The 26,613-nt window shown below is 61.7% G+C and carries 3 protein-coding genes and 1 pseudogene; all 4 read left to right on the top strand.

What is annotated here, in order from left to right:
- The first annotated feature begins 51 nt into the window (after positions 1-51).
- Positions 52-3,463, top strand: a pseudogene (locus I9H09_RS15930) (amino acid adenylation domain-containing protein).
- Entirely contained in the window at positions 3,460-11,316 is a 7,857-nt protein-coding gene (locus I9H09_RS15925) for a non-ribosomal peptide synthetase (protein ID WP_236502239.1), read from the top strand. Before I9H09_RS15930 ends, I9H09_RS15925 begins: the two are co-directional and overlap by 4 nt.
- 14 nt (positions 11,317-11,330) lie before the next feature.
- Positions 11,331-17,786: a non-ribosomal peptide synthetase gene (locus I9H09_RS15920; protein WP_248972578.1), complete on the top strand. Its 6,456-nt coding sequence runs from the start codon at positions 11,331-11,333 to the stop codon at positions 17,784-17,786.
- Position 17,787: 1 nt separating this feature from the next.
- Entirely contained in the window at positions 17,788-26,415 is an 8,628-nt protein-coding gene (locus tag I9H09_RS15915) for an amino acid adenylation domain-containing protein (RefSeq protein WP_236502237.1), read from the top strand.
- Positions 26,416-26,613 lie beyond the last annotated feature (198 nt).

Below are 26,613 nucleotides of genomic sequence, written 5' to 3'. Positions count from 1 at the left end.
TGTTGATACGACCCCGCCCGACGGTCAGCCCCATTCAGCAAGGATCGACCCATGAACCCCGAACACGCCCAGAAACTCGCTCGTCGTTTTGTCGAGTTGCCCCTTGAAAAACGTCGCCTGTTTCTCGATGGCATGCGCAAGGAGAACATGGATTTCTCGCTGTTCCCGATCCCTTCCTGTGCAGGGCTGGCCGAGCGTGACGGGCTGTCTTATGCCCAGCAACGCATGTGGTTTCTCTGGCAGCTGGACCCGCACAGCGCAGCCTACAACCTGCCGATGTCGGTGTGCCTGAACGGCCCGCTGGAGCTGCCGCTGCTGGAGCGGGCGTTCAGTGCGCTGGTCGAGCGTCATGAAAGCCTGCGCACCACCTTCGGTCAGGACGGCGACCGTGCGTTTCAGCGTGTTGCACCGCCATCACCCGTAAACATTCGTCTGATCGACATGAGCCCGCTACCGCTCGAGCAGCGCTGGGCGAGTGCGCGGCAGGCGATGGCCGAACAGTCGGCGCAGACCTTCGACTTGCAGCGTGGGCCGCTGTTTACGGTGCAGGTGTTGCGCCTCGCCGAGCAAGAACATCTGCTGCTGCTCAACCTGCACCACATGATCACTGACGGCTGGTCGATGAACGTGCTGATCGACGAATGGCTGCGCGGTTACGACGCGCTGCTGGCTGGCAAGCCGCTGCCCTTTGAACCATTGGCTGTGCAGTACCGCGATTACGCCGTCTGGCAGCGCAGCTGGCTGGAGGCTGGCGAACAAGAGCGCCAACTGGATTACTGGCGCGAGCACCTGGGCACAGAACACCCTGTACTGGAATTGCCCACAGACCGTCCGTACCCGGCACTGCCCAGCCACGACGGCGCGCGCCTAGAGCTGGCGCTTGCGCCCGAACTGTTGCGCAGCCTGAAAAATCTCGCGCAACGACAGGGTGTGACCCTGTTCGTGGTTCTGCTGGCGACTTTCAAAAGCCTGCTGCATCGCTACAGCGGGCAGACCGATATTCGCGTCGGCGGCCTGATCGCCAACCGCACGCGCAGTGAAACCGAAGGCCTGATCGGCTGCTTCATCAACACCCAGGTACTGCGCAGTGAAGTTACGGCGCAGACGCGCTTTGTCGATTTGCTGCACACCGTGCGCGATGCCTCGACCGGTGCCCAGGCGCATCAGGAACTGCCATTCGACGCCATCATCGACGCCTTGCAGCCCGAGCGAAGCCAAAGCCACAACCCGCTGTTCCAGGTGATGTTCAATCACCAACCGGTGGTGGCCGACTTGCTGGACAAGCAACTGAGCGGCGGCCTGCGCGTGGCCAATCTGCCCGCCGAGCAACAAGCACTGGCCCAGCGCTCGCACGCCGCTGCCAGTGACCTGATGCTCGCCACCAGCGGTGAAGGCGAACAGCTGAACGCCGCCTTTACTTACGCCACCGACATTTTTGACCAGGCGACTATCGTTCGTCTGGCTGATCACTGGCGTAACCTTTTGGCGTCGGTCTGCGCTGATCCGCTGCAAACCATTGCCGAGCTGTCGATGTTGTCGGCTGATGAGCGCACGCACCTGCTGGCTGTCGACAGCGCTGCCAAAGCCGACGTCACAGTCCCTGCGCATCGCCAGTTTGAAGTTCAGGTGAAGCAGACGCCGAATGCCCCGGCATTGATCCTCGCTCAAGAAGGCCAGTCACCCAGCCTGACTTACGCCGAACTGAATGAGCGCAGCAACCGTCTGGCCTGGCAATTGCGCGAGCAGGGCGTTGGCCCGGACGTGCTGGTCGGCGTGGCGCTGGGCCGCTCGCTGGATATGCCGGTCGCGCTTCTTGCTGTACTAAAAGCCGGCGGTGCCTACGTACCGCTGGACCTGAGCGCGCCGGGTGAGCGCATGCGTCACGTGCTGCAAGGCAGCGGCTTGAAGCTGCTGCTGACCCACAGTGAACAACGAGCGAAACTGCCTGAGCTGGCTGGCATTCAGTACCTGTGTATCGATCATATGAGCAGCGCACAAGCCAGCACGCACAACCCGGACGGCGCAATCAATCCGGCCAGTCTGGCCTACGTGATCTATACCTCGGGGTCGACCGGTCGGCGCAAAAGGCGTGGCGATCAGTCATGGCGCACTGGCTGAATTTGTAACCTTGGGCGCGCACTACAGCGACCTGCGCGAGGGCGACCGGGTCCTGCAATTTGCCACACAGAGTTTCGACGGTTTTGTCGAGCAGTTCTATCCGCCGCTGTGTCGCGGTGCTGCCGTGGTAATGCGTGACGAGCGCCTATGGGACAGCACCACTTTCCATCAGGCCGTCTTCGAACACGGCGTGACCCTGGCCGACTTGCCAGCAGCCTACTGGCTGACCCTGGCTCAGGATTTTGCCGCCAGCCCGCCCACGCATTACGGCTCGCTACGACAGGTTCATGTCGGCGGTGAGGCGATGGCTGTTGAAGGTCTGCGCCTGTGGCACAAGGCCGGGCTGGGCCATGTACGCCTGCTCAACACCTACGGCCCGACCGAAGCCACGGTGGTGTCGAGCATCCACGATTGCAGCGCGCTGACCCCGGAGCAGGTGTCGTGGCGCGGCGTGCCGATCGGCAAAGGCCTGGCGGGGCGTCGTTTGTACGTGCTCGACGATCAACTGAACCTGCTGCCGCAAGGCGCGCTGGGCGAGCTGTACATCGGCGGGCCGGGTCTGGCACGGGGTTATCACGCCCAGCCAGGCCTGAGCGCCGAGCGTTTCGTGGCGGATCCGTTCGTTGCCGGCGAGCGCCTGTACCGCACTGGCGACCGTGCCCGACTGCGCGCTGATGGCGCCATCGAGTACATCGGCCGGGTCGATCATCAGGTGAAAATTCGCGGTTTCCGTATCGAACTGGGCGAAATCGAATCGCGCCTGCAGCAGTGCACGGGCGTGCGCGAAGCGGCGGTACTGGCGGTTGCGCTGGCCGGCAGTGCGCAACTGGTCGCCTACGTAGTGCCAAGTGTCGTGGCAAACAGCGATACCGAACAAATGGCTTTGCGCCAGAGCATCAAGGGTCAGCTGCAAGCCAGCCTGCCGGATTACATGGTGCCGACACACTGGTTGCTGCTAGCGCAATTGCCACTCACGCCCAGCGGCAAACTGGACCGCAAGGCGTTGCCTGCACCTGACGCCAGCCAGTTGCAGGCCCGTTATCGCGCGCCGCACAGCGAGGTGGAAATCTGCCTGGCGGCTATCTGGCAGGAAGTCCTGCACGCGCAGCAGGTCGGGCTGGACGATCACTTTTTCGAACTGGGCGGCCATTCGTTGCTTGCCGCACAGGTCATTGCCCGGATCAAGACCCGGCTCGGTATCAGCCTGCCGCTGCGTGTCCTCTTCGAGAAACCGCTGCTGGGCGAACTCGCCACCGAAGTGGCACTGCTGACTGACAACACAACGGATAACGACTGGAGCGACATGGACCAGTTCATGGATTCACTGGAGGAATTTGGCGCATGACCGGGACCACAGCTGCACGTATCGCGAAACGTTTTGTCGGTCTTTCGTTAGAACAACGCCAACAGTTCCTTGCCCGCCTGCGTCAGGACGGCAAGGATTTCAGTCTATTGCCGGTGCCGGTCAGTCGTCATGATTTCAGCGCGATTCCACTGTCATTTGCCCAGCAACGTCTGCTGTTCCTCTGGCAGCTCGACCCGCTGAGCGACGCCTACAAGATGACCACCGGCCTGCGTTTACAAGGCCCGCTGAACGAGTCGGCCTTGCGCCGCGCGTTCGATCACTTGATCGAACGCCACGAAGTATTGCGCACGGTGTTCCAGACCGATGGCGATCAGGCGCTGCAAGTGCTGCTGTACAACCAGAGCATCGCGCTGGACAGCATTGACCTGTCGGTTCTGGCCGATAGCGAATTGCGTGACGCTGAACTGGCGCTGCAAGTGACCACGCTCACCAGCCAGCCGTTCGACCTGCGCACAGGCCCGTTGCTGCGTGCGCACCTGTTCCGCCTCGCCAGCGACGAGCATGTGCTGGTGGTGAACATGCACCACATCGTCTCCGACGGCTGGTCGATGGACGTGATGATTCAGGAGTTTGTCCACTGTTATCAGGCGTATGTCGAAGGTCGCGAACCGAGTCTGTCGGCGTTGCCGCTGCAATACGCCGACTACGCCATCTGGCAGCGCCGCTGGCTGGAGGCGGGCGAGGGCGAGCGCCAACTGGAGTACTGGCGCGGCCAGTTGGGCGACGAGCAGCCGCTGCTGGACGCCGCGCAGGACTTCCCGCGTCCGGTCACGCAAAGCTTTCAGGGCGAGCACCTGCGCTTCGATTTCGGCGCTGAGTTGTCGCACCAACTCAATACCTTCGCCCGCACCCAAGGCATGAGCCTGTTCATGCTGGTGCTGGCCGGTTTTTCGTTGTTTTTGTCGCGCAAGGCCGGGCAGCGCGATATCCGCATCGGCGTGCCCAACGCCAACCGTGGTCGGGCGGAAACCGAAGGGTTGATCGGCTTCTTCATCAACACTCAGGTGCTGCGCTGCCAGATAGATGAGCGCCTGAGCTACCTCGATTTGCTAGCGCAGATTCGCGACACCTCGTTCGGCGCGCAGGCGCATCAGGACGTGCCATTCGAGCAACTGGTCGATCACCTCGCGCCAGAGCGCAGCCTGGGCCATAACCCGTTGTTTCAGGCCAAGTTCAACCAGAACGTGGTCCTCAAGCAGAAGACCGCCCTCAAGCTGGCGGGGCTGGAGGTCAGTGAATATGCCTTTGAAAAGCAGGGCGCGCATTTCGACCTGGCGCTGGACATTACCGACGACGGCACGCTGATCCACGGTGACATGACCTACGCCAGCGACCTGTATCGGCGTGCAACCGTCGAGGGCTTCTTCCCCGAATTGCTCGACCTGTTCAAGACCCTGCTCAATGCACCGGATGTGCCACTGTTCAGCCTTGGCGCGCTGGCGGTCGAGCTGCCGCGCGAAGTTCGTGAGCCTGCGCCTCAGGTGTTGCAACTCTGGGATCGGCAGGTCCAGACGCATCCCGATGCGCTGGCCGCCCGCTGCCTGGACCGCACCTTGAGCACTCGGGTGCTGGATCAGGCGGCCAATCAGCTGGCTCATCACCTGATCGGACTGGGTGTCCGCGAAGGCCAGCCGGTCGCGGTATTGATGGAGCGCTCGCTGGACTGGCTGACGGCGGTGCTGGCGATCTTCAAGGCCGGTGGCGTGTACATGCCGCTGGACGTCAAAGCCCCCGATGCACGCCTGCAACAGATGCTGAGCAATGCCCGGGCAAAAGTACTGTTGTGTGCCGCAGGCGACGTGCGAGAAACTTCGCTGGAGGTTGCTGGCTGTCAGGGTCTGGCTTGGACAACTACGCAGTGGCAGGACTTGCCGACCAGTTGCCCCGAGACTCTGTTGTCAGCTGAGTCGGCGGCGTACGTGATTCACACCTCCGGCTCCACCGGTCAGCCCAAAGGCGTAGTGGTCAGCCAGGGCGCGCTGGCCAGTTACGTGCGTGGCGTGCTTGAGCAGTTGCAACTGGCCCCCGAGGCGAGCATGGCGCTGGTCTCGACCATCGCCGCCGACCTGGGGCATACCGTGCTGTTCGGCGCGCTGTGTTCAGGGCGAACCTTGCACGTACTGACCGAATCACTGGGTTTCGACCCGGACGCCTTTGCCGCGTACATGGCCGAGCATCAGGTCGGTGTGCTGAAAATCGTCCCAGGTCATCTAGCCGCACTGCTGCAGGCGGCGCGACCTGCCGATGTACTGCCGCTGCATGCGCTGATCGTCGGCGGCGAAGCCTGTTCGCCTGCGCTGGTCGAGCAGGTCCGTCAGCTCAAGCCGGGTTGCCGAATCATCAATCACTATGGACCGAGCGAAACCACCGTCGGCGTACTGACCCACGAGGTGCCAGCGTCATCATGCCTTGATCAAAAATTGAACGTGGACACGCTCCCACAAGAACCCGCCAAGGTACCGGTCGGCGCGCCATTGCCGGGGGCCAGCGCTTACGTGCTGGATGACGTGCTCAACCCCGCCGCCACGCAGGTGGCCGGAGAGCTGTACATCGGTGGCGATAGCGTTGCGTCGGGCTACATCGGCCAGCCTGCGCTGACTGCCGAACGCTTCGTACCGGACCCGTTTGCCCAGGATGGCTCCCGCGTTTACCGCAGCGGCGACCGCATGCGGCGCAATCATCAGGGCTTGCTGGAATTCATCGGTCGCGCCGACGATCAGGTCAAAGTGCGCGGCTATCGTGTCGAACCTGCTGAAGTGGCGCGGGTGCTGCTGAGCCTGACTTCGGTCGCGCAAGTCAGTGTGCTGGCGTTACCTGTCGATGAGGACGAATCGCGCCTGCAACTGGTGGCCTATTGCGTCGCGGCAGCCGCTGCCAGCCTGACTGTCGACAGCCTGCGCGAGCAACTGACGGCGCGCTTGCCCGACTACATGGTGCCCGCGCAGATCCTGCTGCTGGAGCAACTGCCGCTGACCGCAAACGGCAAACTCGACAAGCGCGCCTTGCCCAAACCGGGCGTGATCAAACAGCGCTATACCGCGCCAGTTGGCGAGATCGAGGAAAAGCTCGCCGCCGTGTGGGCCGACGTGTTGAAACTGGATAAGGTCGGCAGCACCGACAACTTCTTCGAACTGGGCGGCGATTCAATCCTCAGCCTGCAAATCATCGCCCGCGCCAAACGCCAGGGTATCAAGCTCAGCCCCAAGCAGTTGTTCGAAAAACAGACCATCGGTCAGTTGGCTTCCGTGGCTAAATTGATCGAGAAAAAGCCCGCCGCCGTGCTGGAACAGGTCAGCGGAGTACTGCCGTTGCTGCCGATTCAGGCGCGCTTCTTCGAGCTGGACATCCCCCAGCGCCAGCACTGGAATCAGGCGCTGATGCTCAAGCCTCTGCAAACGCTGGATGCGACTCACCTTCAAGCTGCACTGGCCGCGCTGATCGAACAGCACGACGCGCTGCGTCTCGGTTTCACGCAACAGAACGGCCAGTGGCAAGCCACGTTCGGCGCGCTGAACACTCGGGATTTGCTTTGGGTTCACGAATTGGACAGCCCTGAACGATTGACCGAACTGGCTAACGAAGCACAACGCAGCCTGGACCTGAAAAACGGTCCGTTGCTGCGCGCAGTGCTGGTCAACCTGCCACAGGGTGAGCAACGGTTGTTGTTGGTGATTCACCATTTGGTGGTGGACGGCGTGTCCTGGCGGGTGCTGCTGGAAGACCTGCAACAGGCTTATGCCGCGCTGGCAGCCTGTCGGCCGCTGACGCTGGCAGCGAAAACCACGTCGCTTCAGCGTTGGGCCGAGCAATTGCAGCAGTATGCGACCGGCGCCGTGCTGACGGCCGAGCGCGATTACTGGCTGCGCGCTTTACAGGGCGCAGACCAACCGCTGCCCCGCGACAAGCCCGAAGGCTCGATGCGCACTCGCGATGCGGCCCATGCCTCGTCATGGCTGAGCAAGGACCTGACCCACAAACTGCTGAAAGTCGCGCCTGCCGCCTATCGCACGCAGGTCAACGACCTGCTGCTGACCGCGCTGGCGCAAGTGCTGTGCGAGTGGAGCCAACAGCCGTCGGTGCTGGTGCAGATGGAAGGGCATGGCCGCGAAGACCTGTTTGACGACACTGACCTGAGCCGCACTGTCGGCTGGTTCAGCAGTCTGTTTCCGGTGCGTCTCACGCCGCAAATCGCGCCGGGTGCAAGCCTGTGCGGCATCAAAGAACAGTTGCGTGCCGTGCCGAACAAAGGCATTGGTTACGGCGTATTGCGTCATATGGCTGACTCGACGTTTGCGCAGCCATTGGCCGCGCTGCCCCAGGCGCGGGTCACGTTCAATTACCTGGGCCAGTTCGACGGCACCTTCAATGAGCAACAAGGCACGCTGTTCGTGCCAAGCGCCGACAGTGTCGGTGTAGCGCTGTGCGAAGACGGCCCGCTGGGCAACTGGCTGAGCCTCAACGGTCAGGTGTTCGATGGCCAGTTGCAACTGGACTGGACCTTCAGCCGCGGGGTGTATCAGGCCTCGACCATCGACACCCTGGCGCGCCGTTACGAGCAGGCGCTGACCACGCTGATCGAACACTGCATCGCCGGGCATCAAGGCGTCACGCCGTCTGACTTCCCGCTGGCGCATCTCACTCAGGCACAACTCGATGCGCTGCCGATTGCGGCGGGCGAGATCGAAGACATTTACCCCTTGTCACCGATGCAGCAGGGCATGCTGTTTCACTCGTTGTTCGACGCAGGCGCGGGCAACTACATCAATCAGATGCGGGTGAACATCAGTGGGCTGGATGTGCCGCGATTCCACAACGCCTGGCAATCAGCGGTCAATAATCACGAGGTGCTGCGCAGCTGTTTTGTCAGCCAGAGCGAGCAGTTGCTGCAAGTAGTACAGCGTCAGGTGACGCTGCCTTTTGTCGAGCTGGATGCGCGTGGCAACCCGGGAAACTGGCTGGACGACTGGGCGCAGGCCGATCGTCAACAGGGCTTCGATCTGGCGCAGGGGCCGCTGTTGCGTCTGGCGGTGGTACGCACTACCACTGACAGCTGGCAACTGATCTACACCAGCCATCACATCTTGATGGACGGCTGGAGCAGCTCGCGCCTGCTGGGCGAAGTGCTGCAACGCTACAGCGGTCAGATGCCGCCGAAACAGGCGGGGCGTTACCGCGATTACATCCAGTGGTTGCAGGATCAGGACGCTGATGTCAGCGAGCGCTTCTGGACCGCAGAGCTGGCCGAACTGGATGAGCCGAGCCGCTTGTTGCAAGCTTTCAAAACATCAACCGATCAGCAGGGCTATGGCGATTACATTCAGCTGATCGACGCCGACGGCACTCGCCGCTTGAACGAGTTTGCCCGCGAGCAGCACGTGACCCTCAATACGCTGGTGCAATCTGCCTGGCTGTTGCTGCTGCAACGCTACACCGGCCAGTCCAGCGTGACCTTTGGCGCCACGGTGGCCGGGCGTCCGGCTGAATTGTCGGGCGTCGAAGAGCAACTGGGCTTGTTCATCAACACCCTGCCGGTGATCGCCAGCCCGCGTTCGGAACAGACCGTCGGCGACTGGGTGCAGCAGGTGCAGGCGAAAAACATCGCCCTGCGCGAACATGAACACACGCCGCTGTATGACATCCAGCGTTGGGCACGCAACAGTGGCGAGGCGTTGTTCGATAACATTCTGGTGTTTGAAAACTACCCGGTGTCCGAAGCATTGCAGCGTGCGCCGGACGGTCTTGTCTTCAGCGACCTGCGCAATCAGGAGCAAGCGCATTACCCGCTGACCCTGGTGGTCGAGGCCAAAGACGTGTTGTCGGTACGTTTCAGTTACGACCGGCAACACTTCAGTGCCGAAGGCATTCTGCAACTGGCGGCGCACTTCGATCACCTGCTGCAGTGCCTTAGTGCATCAGCAACGGCGTGTCTTGGCGAACTGGCCCTGCCAGCCGTCTGGACGCAAACCGTGCAGCGTTACCCGAGCGAGCACTGCGCCCATCAGCGCATCGAAACCCAGGCTGAACGCACCCCGCAGGCCATTGCGCTGAGCTTCGGTGGCGAGCAGTTGAGCTATCAACAGCTCAACCGCCGCGCGAATCGACTGGCCCATAAACTGCGTGAGCAGGGCGTCGGCCCGGATGTTCGCGTCGGGCTGGCTGCCGAGCGCAGTCTGGAGATGATTGTGGGGATGCTGGCGATCCTCAAGGCCGGGGGCGCGTACGTGCCGCTGGACCCGGATTACCCGCAGGATCGCCTGAGTTTTCTGATGCACGACAGCGGTATCGAATTGTTGCTGACCCAAACGCAGTTGCTGGGCCAGTTGCCGATTCCTACGCATGTTCAGACGCTGGATCTGGCGGATGCGCTAGATGGCTACAGCTCGGAAAATCTGGTCAACCAGACCTCGCCAGACAACCTGGCCTACGTGATTTACACCTCCGGTTCGACCGGCAAACCGAAAGGCACCTTGCTCGCTCATCACAACCTGATGCGCCTGTTCGCGGCTACGGATAACTGGTTCAAGTTCAACGAAAAAGACGTCTGGACGCTGTTCCATTCATTCGCCTTCGACTTCTCGGTCTGGGAGATTTTCGGCGCGCTGCTGCACGGTGGCCGACTGGTAATCGTGCCTCGCGAAGTAACCCGTTCGCCGGAAGAGTTCCATGCGCTGCTGGTTGAACAGCAGGTCACGGTGCTTAACCAGACGCCATCCGCCTTCAAGCAACTGATGCGTGTGGCCTGTGATTCGCCTGTGCCGATGTCGTTACAAAAAGTCATCTTCGGCGGAGAGACGCTGGACGTCGCCAGCCTGAAACCCTGGTTCACCCGTTTTGGCGATCAGACGCCGCAACTGATCAACATGTACGGGATCACCGAAACCACCGTGCATGTGACCTACAGGCCCATAACCCTGGCCGATACACACAATCCGGCCAGCCCGATTGGCGAAGCGATCCCGGACCTGTCGTGGTACGTGCTGGACGCTGACTTCAACCCGGTTGCCCAGGGTTGCAGCGGCGAACTGCACATCGGCCATGCCGGTCTGGCGCGGGGTTATCACAACCGTGCTGCACTGACCGCTGAGCGCTTTGTGCCAGACCCGTTCTCCAATGAAGGCGGCCGCCTGTATCGCACCGGCGATCTGGCCCGCTATAAAACCGCAGGAACCATCGAATACGCCGGGCGTATCGACCATCAGGTGAAGATCCGTGGCTTCCGCATCGAACTGGGCGAAATCGAAGCGCGGCTACAAGCGCATTCGGCTGTGCGTGAAGTGATCGTATTGGCCATCGAAGGGCAACTGGCGGCGTACCTGTTGCCGACTCAGCCTGATCAGGATCAGCAAACTTTGCGTGAAACCCTGAAAGCCGAGCTCCGTGCGAATCTGCCCGAATACATGGTGCCGACCCACTTCATCTTCCTCGACAAGCTGCCCCTGACGGCCAACGGCAAACTGGACCGCAAGGCGCTGCCAGCGCCGGACGCCAGCCAATTGCAGGCGGCCTACGTCGCGCCGCAAGGCGAGCTGGAGCAGCAACTGGCAGCAATCTGGGCCGATGTGCTCAAGATTGATCAGATCGGGCGCAGCGATAATTTCTTCGAACTCGGTGGCCATTCGCTGTTGGCGGTGCAGATGCTGGTGCGGGTTCGCGAGCAGTTACAGCGCGAGGTAGGCCTCAAGGACCTGTTCGAACAGCCGGTGCTGGCTGACTTCTGCGCCGCGCTGCAAGAAAAAAATGGCGAAAGTGATCATGCACTGGACGAATTGACTAAATCACTGGAGGCACTCAAACGTTTATCAGCGGAGGAAATTGATAATTTGATTGCTTAGCAGGAGAGACCCCAGTGCAACAGTTGCTTGACTCCGTTAAATCGCTGTCCGCCCGTGAACGCAAGGCGCTGGCGATCCTGCTCAAGCGCCAGGGGGTGAATCTCTACGGGGTCACGCCGATTGCCAGACGAGAGACGCCGGCAGCGTCTGCGCTGTCGTATGCGCAGCAGCGGCAATGGATCATCTGGCAACTGGAACCGCACAGCGCGGCCTACAACATTCCGCTGGCGCTGCGCCTGCATGGCGCGCTGGATGTCGAGGCGTTGCGGCGCAGCGTTGAACAGCTGATCGAGCGTCACGAAACCCTGCGCACCACGTTTGAACAGCAGGGCGACGAGGCGTTGCAGGTGGTGCATCCCGCGTCGCCGTTTGCGCTCAACGTTGATCAACTGGCGCTGGGCGAAACGGTCGAAAGCTATGTTGATCTGGAAGTACAGCGGCCTTTCGATCTGCAACATGGGCCGCTGTTGCGGGTCAGGCTGCTTGAACTGAGCGAACAGGAACACGTGCTGGTGCTGACTCAGCACCACATCGTCTCCGATGGCTGGTCGATGCCGATCATGGTTGACGAGCTGATGCAGTGCTATCAGGCCGCCTCGCTGGGTCGCGAGGCCGAACTGGCCCAACTGCCAATCCAGTACGCCGACTACGCCATCTGGCAGCGCAACTGGCTGGAAATGGGTGAGCAGGAGCGCCAGCTGGCTTACTGGAAGCAGCAACTGGGCGATCAGCAGCCGATTCTTGAATTACCCACCGATCGACCGCGCCCGGCGCTGCGCAGCTACGACGGCGCGCGACTGAACGTCGAGCTGGACGCTGCGCTGCTGAACACCCTCAAGGCACTGGCGCGGCAGCAGGGCATCACCCTGTTCATGCTGTTGCTGGCGTCGTTGCAAACCTTGCTGCACCGCTACAGCGGTCAGGCCGATATACGCGTTGGTGTGCCTGTCGCCAACCGCACCCGCAGTGAAACCCAAGGGCTGATCGGCTTCTTCGTCAATACCCAGGTGCTCAAGGCCGAGTTCGGCGCGCAGACCACCGTGGCCGACCTGCTGCAACAGATCAAACAGACTGCCGTGCAGGCCCAGGCCCATCAGGACCTGCCGTTCGAGCAACTGGTCGAAGCCTTGCAGCCGCAGCGCGACCTGAGCCGCAGCCCGCTGTTTCAAGTGGCCTACAACCACCAGAGCGAAGGCTACAACGAAGCCCGCGAGCTGGCCGGTCTGCGCCTGGAGTATCAGGTGTCCGACAAGCACACCGCGCAGTTCGACCTGACCCTGGACACTTGCGAACGCCAGAACGGCCTGTCTGCTGCATTGACCTACGCCACCGACCTGTTCGACGCCACAACCATCGAGCGTATGGCCGGGCACTGGCGCAACCTGCTGACCGGCATGTGCCGCGACGCCAATCAGCGCATCGCCGACTTGCCATTGTTGAGCGTTGAAGAGCGGCAGAGTACTCTGCGCGACTGGAACCAGAATCTGGCGGTTTACCCGACTGAGCAGTGCGCCCATCAACGCATCGAAACCCAGGCAGAACGCACGCCGCAGGCCATTGCCCTGAGCTTGGGTGCCGAGCAATTGAGCTATCAGCAGCTCAACAGCCGCGCCAACCAACTGGCCCACAAACTGCGTGAGCAGGGCGTCGGCCCGGATGTTCGCGTGGGGCTTGCGGCTGAGCGCAGTCTGGAGATGATTGTGGGGATGCTGGCGATCCTCAAGGCCGGGGGCGCGTACGTGCCGCTGGACCCGGATTACCCGCAGGATCGCTTGAGCTTCCTGATGCAGGACAGCGGTATCGAATTGTTGCTGACCCAGGCGCATCTGCTCGACAAACTGCCGATTCCTGCGCATGTTCAGACGCTGGATCTGGCGGATACGCTAGATGGCTACAGCACCGAAAACCCGATCAACCGGACCGCGCCGGACAACCTGGCCTACGTGATCTACACCTCGGGTTCGACCGGTAAGCCGAAAGGCACCTTGCTGGCTCATCACAACCTGATGCGCCTGTTTGCGGCTACCGATGACTGGTTCAAGTTCAACGAAAAAGACGTCTGGACGCTGTTCCATTCGTTCGCCTTCGACTTCTCGGTCTGGGAAATCTTCGGCGCGCTGCTGCACGGTGGCCGACTGGTAATCGTGCCTCGCGAGGTAACCCGTTCGCCGGAAGAGTTCCATGCGCTGCTGGTTGGACAGCAGGTCACGGTGCTTAACCAGACGCCATCCGCCTTCAAGCAACTGATGCGTGTGGCCTGTGATTCGCCTGTGCCGATGTCGTTACAAAAAGTCATCTTCGGCGGAGAGACGCTGGACTTTGCCAGCCTGAGACCCTGGTTCGCACGTTTCGGCGAGCAGACGCCGCAACTGATCAACATGTACGGGATCACCGAAACCACCGTGCATGTGACCTACAGGCCCATAACCCTGGCCGATACACACAATCCGGCCAGCCCGATTGGCGAAGCGATCCCGGACCTGTCGTGGTACGTGCTGGACGCTGACTTCAACCCGGTTGCCCAGGGTTGCAGCGGCGAACTGCACATCGGCCATGCCGGTCTGGCGCGGGGTTATCACAACCGTGGTGCACTGACCGCTGAGCGCTTTGTGCCAGACCCGTTCTCCAATGAAGGCGGCCGCCTGTATCGCACCGGCGATCTGGCCCGCTATAAAACCGCAGGAACCATCGAATACGCCGGGCGTATCGACCATCAGGTGAAGATCCGTGGCTTCCGCATCGAACTGGGCGAAATCGAAGCGCGGCTACAAGCGCATTTGGCTGTGCGCGAAGTGGTCGTATTGGCCGTGGACGGGCAACTGGCGGCGTATCTGCTGCCGACTCAGCCTGACCAGGATCAACAAGCGCTACGTGAAACCCTGAAAGCCGAGCTCCGTGCGAATCTGCCCGAATACATGGTGCCGACCCACTTCATCTTCCTCGACAAGCTGCCGCTGACCGCCAACGGCAAGCTGTACCGCAAGGCGCTGCCAGCGCCGGACGCCAGCCAGTTGCAGCCGGCTTACGTCGCGCCGCAAGGTGAATTGGAGGAGCAGTTGGCAGCTATCTGGGCCGATGTGCTGAAAATCGGGCAGGTCGGTCGCAGCGACAATTTCTTCGAACTCGGCGGCCATTCATTGCTGGCCACGCAGGTGATCTCGCGTATTCGTCAGCAACTGGATGTTGAACTCTCGTTACGCGACCTGTTTGAAGCCCGTGATCTGGCAGCCTTTGCCCAAGCGGCGGGCGCAGGGCAGGGCAATGACGCGCCACGCTTCATCAAGGCCGACCGCAGCCAGCCACTGGGCTTGTCTTACGCGCAGCAGCGTCAGTGGTTTCTCTGGCAGCTCGACCCTGAAAGCACCGCTTACACGATTCCTGCAGCCCTGCGCCTGAGCGGCTCGCTGGACATCGCGGCGCTGGAGCACAGTTTCAGCGCGCTGATCGCCCGTCACGAAACCCTGCGCACCACCTTCCGCCAGCAGGGCGAACAGGCAGTGCAGATCATTCATGCGCCGCGTGCCTTGACCCTGACGGTTGAATCCGTGCCCGCCGGGCAGACCCTTGAGGCCTGTGTGGAGCAGGAAATGCAGCGCCCGTTCGATCTGGAACAGGGTCCGCTGCTGCGCGTTCGCCTGCTGAATCTGGCCGCCGATGAACACGTGCTGATCCTGACCCAGCACCACATCGTCTCCGATGGCTGGTCGATGCCGATCATGGTCGATGAACTGGTGCGCCTGTACGAAGGCTACAGCCAGGGCCGCGAAGTGCTGCTCGCCGAATTGGACATGCAATACGCCGACTACGCGCTGTGGCAACGCAGCTGGATGGACGCCGGTGAGCAGGCACGGCAACTGGCGTACTGGAAGCAGCAACTGGGCGACCAGCAGCCGATTCTGGAGCTGCCTGCCGATCATCCACGCTCGGTCGTGCAAAGCCACGTCGGTGCGCGGCTGGCGGTCGAACTGGCGCCAGCGTTGATCGACGACTTGAAACAGGTCGCGCGGCAACAGGGTGTCACACTGTTCATGCTGTTGCTGGCGTCACTCCAGACCTTGCTGCATCGCCACAGCGCCCAGCCGGACATTCGTGTCGGTGTGCCGATTGCCAACCGCACCCGCGCGGAAACCGAAGGCTTGATCGGCTTTTTCGTCAACACCCAGGTGCTGCGCGCCGAATTTGACTTGCACACAACCTTCAGCGAGCTGCTGCAACAGGTCAAACACACCGCGCTGCAAGCCCAGGCGCATCAGGAGCTGCCGTTCGAACAACTGGTCGAGGCCCTGCAACCACAACGCAGTCTCAGCCACAGCCCTTTGTTTCAGGTGATGTTCAATCACCAGAGCCAGGCCAGCGGCGAAGTGCGCGCGTTGCCCGGTTTGCAGGTTGAGGCGCTGGTGTCGGAGAGCTACCCGGCACAGTTCGACCTGACCCTGAACACCGCCGAACAGGACGGCGGCCTCAGCGCAGGCCTGACCTACGCCACCGCGCTGTTCGAGCGCAGCACTATTGAACGCATGGCCGGGCACTGGCTCGCGTTGCTGCAGGCCATTTGCGCCAATGCCGGTCAGCGCATTGCTGATGTGCCGATGCTTGACGCTGCCGAACAGCAGCAGATCGTACGTGAGTGGAACGCCACGGCTACGCAATTCCCGCGTGAGCTTTGCCTGCACAGCCTGATCGAAGCCCAGGTATTGGTCACGCCAGACGCCCCCGCGCTGATTTTCGCAGCCGAACAGCTGAGCTACGCGCAACTCAATGCCCGCGCCAATCAGCTTGCGCATCGCTTGCGTGAAGCGGGCGTCGGGCCGGATGTGCTGGTGGGCATCTGTGTCGATCGCAGCGTGGAGCTGGTCATCGGCCTGCTGGCGATCATCAAGGCCGGTGGCGCTTACGTGCCGCTGGACCCGGATTACCCCGAGGATCGGCTGGCGTACATGATGCAGGACAGCGGCATTGGTTTGCTGTTGACCCAGACTTCGTTGCTGGAGCGCTTGCCGGTTCAGGTGCAGAGCATGTGTCTGGATCAGGACGGCGACTGGCTGGAAGGTTACAGCACAGCCAACCCGGTCAGCCTCAGTCATCCGCAGAACCTGGCCTACGTCATTTACACCTCCGGTTCGACCGGCAAGCCCAAGGGCGCAGGCAACAGCCATCGCGCCCTGGTCAACCGACTGCACTGGATGCAAAAGGCTTACGGGCTGAATGAATCCGATACCGTTTTGCAGAAAACCCCGTTCAGTTTCGACGTGTCGGTCTGGGAATTTTTCTGGCCGTTGCTGACCGGCGCACGTCTGGCAGTGGCGCTGCCGGGTGATCATCGCGACCCCGAGCGGCTGGTGCAGACCATTCGCCAGCATCAGGTCACCACCCTGCATTTTGTGCCATCAATGCTGCAGGCGTTTCTGACTCACCCGCAGGTAGAAAGCTGTAACAGCCTGCAGCGTGTGGTCTGCAGCGGTGAAGCATTGCCTGCCGAACTGGTCGGCCAAGTGCTCAAGCGTCTACCGCAGACCGGTCTGTACAACCTATATGGCCCTACCGAAGCGGCTATCGACGTGACCCATTGGACCTGCACCAAGGACGACGTGCTCAGCGTGCCGATTGGTCGCCCTATCGACAACCTGAAAACCCACATTCTGGACGATGGCCTGCTGCCTGCCGCACAAGGTGTTGCGGCAGAGTTGTACCTGGGCGGCGTTGGGCTGGCGCGCGGTTATCACAACCGTGCGGCGCTGACCGCCGAGCGTTTTGTGCCGGACCCGTTCGACGAGCAGGGCGGGCGGCTTTACCGCACCGGCGACCTGGCGCGTTATCGCGACGAAGGCGTGATCGAATACGCCGGGCGTATCGATCATCAGGTGAAGATTCGCGGCCTGCGCATCGAGCTGGGCGAAATCGAAGCCTGCCTGCTGGAACACGATAGTGTTCAGGAAGCGGTGGTCATCGACGTTGACGGCCCGTCCGGCAAGCAACTGGCGGCGTATCTGGTGGCTGAACAGGGCAGTGATCATCTGCGCGAGCTGTTAAAGGCGCATCTCAAGGAGTCGCTGCCGGATTACATGGTGCCGACGCACTTCATCGTGCTGGACAGCATGCCGCTGACCGCCAATGGCAAGCTGGATCGCCGCGCGCTGCCCGCGCCGGACGCCACTCAATTGCAGCGCCAGTACGTCGCGCCGTCCACTGAACAGGAACAGCAAATGGCTGCGATCTGGGCCGACGTGCTGAAAGTCGAGCGCGTCGGGCTGAGCGACGATTTCTTCGAGCTGGGCGGCCATTCGCTGCTGGCCACGCAACTGATTTCCAGAATTCACACCGGCCTGGGGATCGACATCCCGCTGCGCCTGATTTTCGAGAAACCGCAGTTGAACGAATTTATTCAGGCCTTCGCCAGCAGCGGCCTGTCGCTGACCGAGGACGGCTTGTCCGATATCGAAAAAATGATGAATGAAATGGCGGGTATCTGACATGGACAAGTCTGCAGCAGAGCGTATCGCCCAGCGTTTTACCGGGTTGCCCGTGGAACAGCGCCGGCAGATCCTCGCCAAGATGCACGAGACCGGGCAAAGCTTCAAACTGCTGCCCATCGCCGTCACCCGGCATGAAGTAGCGCGTATTCCGCTGTCCTACGCGCAGCAGCGCATGCTGTTCCTCTGGCAGATGGAACCGGATACCGCTGCTTACAATGTTCCCATGGCGGTGCGCCTCAACGGTCCGCTGGACCGTCAGGCGTTGAGCGCAGCGCTGGACCAACTGGTGCAGCGCCATGAAACCCTGCGCACGCGGTTTGTTTCCGAGGACGGCGCGTTCTATCAGGAGATTCTTCAGCAGGCGCACGTCGCGCTTGAGTTCACGCCGGTTGCGCCAGCCGATATCGAAAGCCAAGTGCGTGCCGAGCTGCACAAGCCCTTCGACCTGCTGAGCGGCACCTTGTTGCGGGTCAAACTGTTTCAGTTGGGCGAAGCCGAGCGCGTGCTGACCGTGTGCATGCACCACATCGTGTCCGATGGCTGGTCCGGCGAAGTGCTGATTCGCGAGTTTGTGCAGTCGTATCAGGCGCAGGTGTCCGGTCAGTCTGCGCAACTGCCTGCGCTGGCGATTCAGTACGCCGACTACGCCATCTGGCAACGCGCCTGGCTGGAGGCCGGGGAGGGCGAGCGGCAACTGGAGTACTGGAAACAGCAACTGGGCAGCGAGCATCCGTTGCTGAGCCTGCCGCTGGACCACGAGCGTCCGCTACAGCCCAGTCAGCGCGGCGCAACTGTGCGTGTTGATCTGCCGGAACACCTGTCCGCACAACTGAAAGCTCAGGCGCGCAACAGCGGCCAGACTTTGTTCATGCTGATGCTGGCGGCGCTGTCGGTGGTGCTGTCGCGTTTCAGCGGGCAGGCTGATATTCGCATCGGCGCGCCCAACGCCGGGCGCACACGCAGCGAACTGGAAGGGCTGATCGGCTTCTTTATCAACACTCAAGTATTGCGTGTGCAGGTGGACGAGTGGCAGAGCTTTGCGCAATTGCTGGATCAGGTGAAACAGGTCGTGACCGGCGCTCAGTCGCATCAGGAGCTGCCCTTCGAACACCTGGTGGACGCGCTGGCCCCAGAACGTAACCTGGGCCACAACCCGCTGTTCCAGTTCAAGATCAATCAACACGTACTGGCCGCAGATGACGGCGGGCAGAGTGTGTCAGGCCTTACGGTCGATGAATTCCCGATGGGCAGCAGCGATGCGCGCTTTGACCTGGCGTTCGACTTCACCGACACGCCGGGCGGCATTCGCGGATATTTCACCTACGCCACCGACCTGTTCGAGCCACCGACCATCGAGCGCATGGCCGACGCACTGCGCGCTGTGCTGCAAGCGCTGGTCGTGGACACTGACCAGCGTCTGGCCGATCAACCGCAAACCGTTTCGTTGCCCGCCGCTGAGCAGAGCGCTGATTTTGCCTGCGATGACTTCCTCAGCCTCTGGCAACAGGGCCTGCGCATCGGGCGCGGCAAGACCGCCTTGCGTGTGGGGCAGCAAATGCTGAGCTTTGACGAACTTGAACAGCGCAGTAATCAATTCGCTCGCTACCTGCACACGCAAGACATCCAGCCGGGCATGGCCGTTGCGCTGTGCCTGGACCGCTCTGTGGAGTGGGTGGTCAGCCTGCTGGCGGTGCTCAAACTCGGTGCCGTTTACCTGCCGCTGGACAGCGCACAGCCCGCCGAGCGTTTGCAACAACTGGCCCGTGACAGCGGCGCGGTATTGCTGGTCCATGCAACCGATGACGACAAGGCTGCCCGGCTCGGTGTGTGCCCGGTGCTGGCGTTCGATGCCGCGCTGTGGGCCGATGTCGACAGCTTGGCGCTCGACATCCAGGTTATTGCAGAGCAACCGGCTTATATCATCTACACCTCCGGCTCCACCGGGCAGCCGAAGGGCGTGGTGATCAGCCACGGCGCGCTGGCCAATTACGTACAGGGCGTGCTTGCGCGCCTGTCGCTGAATGACGGGGCGAGCATGGCGATGGTCTCGACGGTCGCCGCAGACCTGGTCCATACGCTGCTGTTCGGTGCGCTGGCGTCTGGGCGCCCGCTGCATCTGCTGTCCCACGAGCAAGCGTTCGACCCTGACGGTTTTGCCCGTTACATGGCCGAGCATCAGGTTGAAGTGCTGAAGATTGTGCCCAGCCATTTGCAGGGCTTGCTGCAAGCCGCAAACCCGGCCGACGTGCTGCCGAGCCAGTTGCTGATGCTGGGTGGCGAGGCCAGTTCCTGGGCGTTGATCGAGCAAGTCCGCGCGCTGAAACCGGGCTGCCGGATCGTCAATCACTATGGCCCGACCGAAACCACGGTCGGCATCCTCACCCATGAGGTGTCCGAGCGTCTCAATGCCTGCCGCAGCGTGCCGGTCGGTCAGCCCTTGGCTAACGGCAAGGCGCGGGTGCTGGACGCCTATCTGAACCCGGTCGCCGAACGTGTGTCAGGCGAGCTGTATCTGGGCGGTCAAGGGTTGGCGCAGGGCTATCTGGGCCGTGCGGCGATGACCGCCGAACGCTTCGTGCCGGACCCGGACGCCGATGGCCAGCGTCTGTATCGGGCTGGCGACCGAGCGCGTTGGGTGGATGGCGTGCTGGAGTACCTGGGTCGTGCGGATGATCAGGTGAAAATCCGCGGTTATCGGGTCGAGCCGGGCGAAGTCGGTCAGTTGTTGCAAACCCTGGAAAACGTCGCCGAAGCCGTGGTGCTGGCCCAGCCGCTGGAAAGCGACGAAACACGTCTGCAACTGGTGGCGTACTGCGTTGCGGCGGTGGGTGCGCGCCTGAACGTTGACTCTCTGCGCGAGCAACTGGCGGCGCGTCTGCCGAAATACCTGGTGCCCGCGCAGTTCATGTTGCTTGAAAAGCTGCCACTGACCGCCAACGGCAAGCTCGACAAACGCGCCTTGCCCAAGCCGGGCGTGGTCAAACAGCGCTATACCGCACCGGTCGGCGAGATCGAAGAAAAGCTCGCCGCCGTGTGGGCCGACGTTCTGAAGCTGGAGCAGGTCGGCAGCACCGACAACTTCTTCGAACTGGGCGGCGATTCAATCCTCAGCCTGCAAATCATTGCCCGCGCCAAGCGTCAGGGCATCAAGCTCAGCCCTAAGCAATTGTTCGAAAAACAGACCATCGGCCAACTGGCTTCTGTGGCCAGACTGATCGAGAAAAAGCCCGCAGCGGCGGCAGAGCAGGTCAGCGGTTCGCTGCCGCTGCTGCCGATTCAGGCGCGTTTCTTTGAAATGGACATCCCTGAGCGTCAGCACTGGAATCAGGCGCTGATGCTCAAGCCCCTGCAAACGCTGGATGCAATCCCTCTTCAAGCGGCACTCACCGCGCTGATCGAACAGCACGACGCGCTGCGTCTCGGTTTCACGCAACAAAACGGCCAGTGGCAGGCCACGTTCGGCGCGCTGAACACGCGTGACGTGCTGTGGACTCACACACTTGACAGTGTCGAGCGCCTGAGCGAACTGGCTGATGAAGCGCAACGCAGCCTGGACTTGAAAAACGGCCCCTTGTTGCGTGCAGTGCTGATCGACCTGCCGCAGGGTGAGCAGCGTCTGCTGTTGGTGATTCACCATGTGGCCGTGGACGGCGTGTCGTGGCGCGTGTTGCTTGAAGACCTGCAACAGGCTTATGTCGCCATTGTGGCAGGCAGGCCATTGTCGCTGCCGGCGAAAACCAGTTCGCTGAAAAGCTGGGCCGAACATTTGCAGGCCTATGCGCAAAGCCCTGCGCTGGAGCAGGAACTGGGTTATTGGCAGGCGCAGTTGCAGGACGTCAGCGACGCCTTGCCTTGCGATTACTCGCACGGCGGCCAGCAACAGAAGCACGCGCTGTCGGTGGTCACGCAACTGAATGGCGAGCTGACCCGGCAAATGCTGCAAGACGCACCAGCGGCCTATCGCACGCAGATCAACGACCTGCTGCTGACCGCGCTGGCACGGGTGGTCAGTCGGTGGAGCGGCCAGCCGCATGCGTTGATTCGTCTGGAAGGGCATGGCCGCGAGGACCTGTTCGACGCGCTGGACATCACCCGCACGGTCGGCTGGTTCAGCAACCTGTACCCGGCCAGGCTAACCCCGCAGGCCACGCTGGCCGAGTCGATCATGACCATCAAGGAGCAATTGCGCGCAGTGCCTGACAAGGGCATTGGTTACGGCGCGTTGCGTTATCTGGGCAGCGAATCGGCACGGCGGACCCTGCAAGTACTGCCGCAAGGCAGCATCGTGTTCAATTACCTGGGGCAGTTCGACGGCAGCTTTGATGCACAAGGCGCGCTGTTCAGGCCCTCGGCTGACAGCAGCGGCGCGTCGCAAAGTGCCGATGCGCCGCTGGCTGCGCCGATCAGCATAAATGGTCAGGTGTATGGCGGCCAATTGCGCCTGAGCTGGACCTTCAGTGGTGCGGTATTTGAACGTGACACCGTGCAGCGGCTGGCCGACGAATACGCGGTTGAACTGCAACAATTGATTGCGCATTGCACCACTGAAGGCGTGGCCGGGGTAACTCCTTCGGACTTCCCGCTGGCGCGCCTGACCCAGTCGCAGCTGAGCCGGTTGCCGATGCCTGCGGCGCAGATCGAGGACATCTACCCGCTGGCGCCGATGCAACAGGGCATGCTGTTTCACACCCTGTTCGAGCAGGAAGCGGGTAATTACATCAACCAGATGCGCGTCGAAGTCAGCGGCCTGGACGTTCCGCGTTTCCGTGCCGCCTGGCAGGCAACGCTGGATGCCCACGAGGTGCTGCGCAGCGGGTTTGTCAGTCACTTGGAGCAGTCGCTGCAAGTGGTGTTGCGCGATGTGAGCATGCCGTTTGTCGAGCTGGACGCCTGTGCGCAATCAAGCGAATGGATTGACGATTGGGCCAACGCCGATCGCCAGCAGGGCTTCGATCTGGCTAAAGGGCCCTTGCTGCGTCTGGCCGTATTGCGCACTGGCGAGCAGACACATCAACTGATCTACACCAGCCATCACATCCTCATGGACGGCTGGAGCAGCTCGCGGCTGCTGGGCGAAGTGCTGCAACGCTACAGCGGCCAGACGCTGCCGAGGCAGGTCAGCCGTTATCGCGATTACATTGAATGGCTGCAACGTCAGGATGCTGCGCTCAGCGAACGTTTCTGGATCGGCCAGCTGGCCGGGCTGGACGAGCCGACCCGGCTGGTTCAAGCCTTCAAAGCGCCGAAAAACGGGCCGGGGCATGGCGATTATCTGCAACTGATTGATGCCGAGAATACCCGCCAGTTGAGCGAGTTCGCCCGCGAACAGCGCGTCACCCTCAATACGCTGGTGCAGTCGGCCTGGTTGCTGGTGTTGCAACGCTACACCGGCCAATCCAGCGTGACCTTCGGCGCAACCGTGGCTGGGCGTCCGGCTGAACTGCCGGGCGTCGAAGAGCAACTGGGGCTGTTCATAAACACCTTACCGGTGATCGCCAGCCCGCGCCCGGAGCAGCGGGTGGCAGACTGGGTGCAGCAGGTGCAGGCGAAGAACATCGCGTTGCGCGAGCATGAACACACGCCGTTGTACGAGATTCAACGTTGGGCACGCAGCGCTGGCGAGGCGCTGTTCGACACCATTCTGGTGTTCGAAAACTACCCGGTGTCCGAGGCATTACAGCAGTCCGCGCCGCAGGGGCTGGTCTTCGGCGGCCTGCACACGCACGAGCAGACTCATTACCCGCTGACCCTGGTGGTCAATCTGGGCGAAACGTTGTCGATGCGTTTCAGCTATGCCCGTCAGTCTTTCAGCGAGCTGCACATGGCGCAGTTGTCGGCGCATCTGCGGCAGGTTTTGCAGGCGCTGGCGCGTGATCCGCAGGCGGCGATTGGCGAGCTGGCGCTGTTGGATGATCACCAACAGCAACAGGTATTGCGTAGCTGGAACACGACCACTGCCGACTTCCCGAACGAACACTGCCTGCACAGCCTGATCGAAGCCCAGGTACTGGCCACGCCAAATGCCCCGGCGCTGATTTTTGCGGCTGAACAACTGAGCTACGCGCAACTCAATGCCCGCGCCAATCAGCTTGCGCATCGCTTGCGTGAAGCGGGCGTTGGCCCGGACGTACTGGTGGGCATTTGCGTTGAGCGCAGCCTGGAACTGGTGATCGGTTTGCTGGCGATCATCAAGGCCGGCGGCGCATACGTGCCGCTGGACCCGGATTACCCTGAAGATCGCTTGGCCTACATGATGCAGGACAGCGGGATTGGCTTGCTGCTGACCCAGACTTCGTTGCTGGAACGCCTGCCGGTTCCTGAGCACGTGCAGAGCATTTGCCTGGATCAGGACGGCGACTGGCTGGCCGGCTACAGCACTGCCAACCCGATCAACCTCAGCCATCCGCAGAATCTGGCCTACGTGATTTACACCTCAGGCTCGACCGGCAAGCCCAAGGGCGCAGGCAACAGCCATCGCGCCCTGGTCAACCGTTTGCACTGGATGCAAAAGGCTTACGGGCTGAACGAATCCGATACGGTATTGCAGAAAACCCCGTTCAGCTTCGACGTGTCGGTCTGGGAATTCTTCTGGCCGCTGCTGACCGGCGCACGTCTGGCCGTGGCGCTGCCGGGTGATCATCGCGACCCCGAGCGGCTGGTGCAGACCATCCAGGAACATCAGATCACGACGCTGCACTTTGTGCCGTCGATGCTCCAGGCGTTTCTCACCCATCCGCAGGTGGAAAGCTGTAACAGCCTGCGTCGTGTGGTCTGCAGCGGCGAGGCGTTGCCTGCCGAGCTGGCCGGTCAGGTGCTCAAGCGTCTGCCGCAGGCAAGTCTGTATAACCTTTATGGCCCGACCGAAGCCGCGATCGACGTGACGCATTGGACCTGTACCACGGATGACGTGCTCAGCGTGCCGATTGGTCGCCCTATCGACAACCTGAAAACCCACATTCTGGATGACGGTTTGCTGCCTGCCGCGCAAGGCGTTGCGGCAGAGCTGTATCTGGGCGGCGTGGGTCTGGCGCGGGGTTATCACAACCGTGCGGCGCTGACCGCCGAGCGTTTTGTGCCCGATCCGTTTGACGAGCAGGGCGGACGGCTTTATCGCACCGGCGATCTGGCGCGTTATCGCAACGAAGGCGTGATCGAATACGCCGGGCGTATCGACCATCAGGTGAAGATTCGTGGCCTGCGCATCGAGCTGGGCGAAATTGAAGCGCGTCTGCATGAGCATGCAGGCGTGCGCGAAGCCAATGTGATCGACATTGACGGGCCTTCCGGCAAGCAGCTTGTTGCGTACCTTGTGCCGGCCGACGTTGATCAAGGCCCGGACGTTCTGCGCGAAGCCTTGAAGACGCATCTCAAGGCTCACGTGCCGGACTATATGGTGCCGACCTGGTTTGTCTTCATCGATGTGATGCCGCTGAGCGCCAACGGCAAGCTGGATCGCCGGGCACTGCCCAAACCGGATGTCAGCCGGTCGCAGCAGGGTTACGTCGCGCCGCGTACGGAATTCGAGCAGCGTTTGGCGGCGCTGTGGCAGCAGGTATTGCAGGTCGAACAGGTCGGTCTGAACGACAACTTCTTCGCGCTGGGCGGGCACTCGCTACTGGCAGTTTCGCTGGCGGGGAGGATTCGCGAGACGTTCGATATCTCCATCAAGCTGCATGATTTTCTGCTGATGCAGACCCTCGGTGAACTGGCCGATTTTATGCGTGCCGATGAGGCGAGGGTCAAATCGGCGGTCATCGCCATGAACGCCAGTCGATCGGACAACGCGCCGTTGTTCTGCCTGCCACCGGGCGGCGGCGGCACGTACTCGTATTACCCGCTGGCGGGTCAATTGAGCGACAGCCGACCGGTTTACGGGCTGGTCAACAAGGCCTATGTGGTGCCGGGCTGGTTCGATACTTCGTGGCAGGAAATGGTCGATTACTACGTCGAGCAGATCCGTATGGCTCAGCCGCACGGGCCTTATAACCTGCTGGGCTGGTCGATGGGCGGTGCGCTGGCAATCGAGGTGGCGCATGTGTTTGAGCGGGCTGGCGATACGGTGAGCTTTCTCGGGCTGGTGGATACCCAGTTGCCTTCATCGGCCGGGATGCAGTGGGTGGAAGAGGCCCCAGAGGTCACTGTGCAGAAGCAGGGCGAAAACTACTACCGCAGCCTGATCAAGAGTCTGCAGGCGTTTGTGCCGGGCTTGCAGGAAGAGGCGATTGTCGGGCTGATCGAAACGGCCCGGCATTCGGTGTCCAGCGAGGGCGACGTGATCGACTGGGTGGTCGACGAAGTTGCACAGCAAGCCGGAATGAACGTCGACAGCCTGCGCAACATCTTCCAGGACATCGCCGTGCAGGACGAGATCGAAACCGGTTACAAATTACTGGAAGCCAACGCGCAACTGAGCCAGTCGTTTACTCTGAAAACGCTCAACGTCCAGGCCGATTGCTGGTGGGCCGGGCAGAGCCGCGCGCCCGGACAGATTGCCAAAGCTGAAACGGTGCTGCTGGAACAGTGCTCGGTCAACGGGCTGCGCAGTTCGACGACGGTTGATCAGCGGCATGACAACCTGGTGCTCGCGGAAGCGTTTCTGCTGGGGCTAGCCGAGCGACTTGTGTGACGCAGAGCGTCACGAACGGCATTCCCACGCTGGAGCGTGAGGAACGATAGGGGCCTGGGCTGGCGCGTCCGGGACGATAGGTATCTGGGCTGTTGTGTGATGAACGATAGGCGTCCGGGAGAACACCATCGTGGTCATGCTCCGCGTGGGCATGCATTCCCGGACGCTCTGCGTCCGCTCTTGATCGCAAGAAGCAAG

The organism is Pseudomonas tremae, from assembly GCF_023278125.1.
In the GTDB taxonomy this organism is placed as follows: domain Bacteria; phylum Pseudomonadota; class Gammaproteobacteria; order Pseudomonadales; family Pseudomonadaceae; genus Aquipseudomonas; species Aquipseudomonas tremae.
This window is presented reverse-complemented; position numbering and strand designations above follow the sequence as displayed.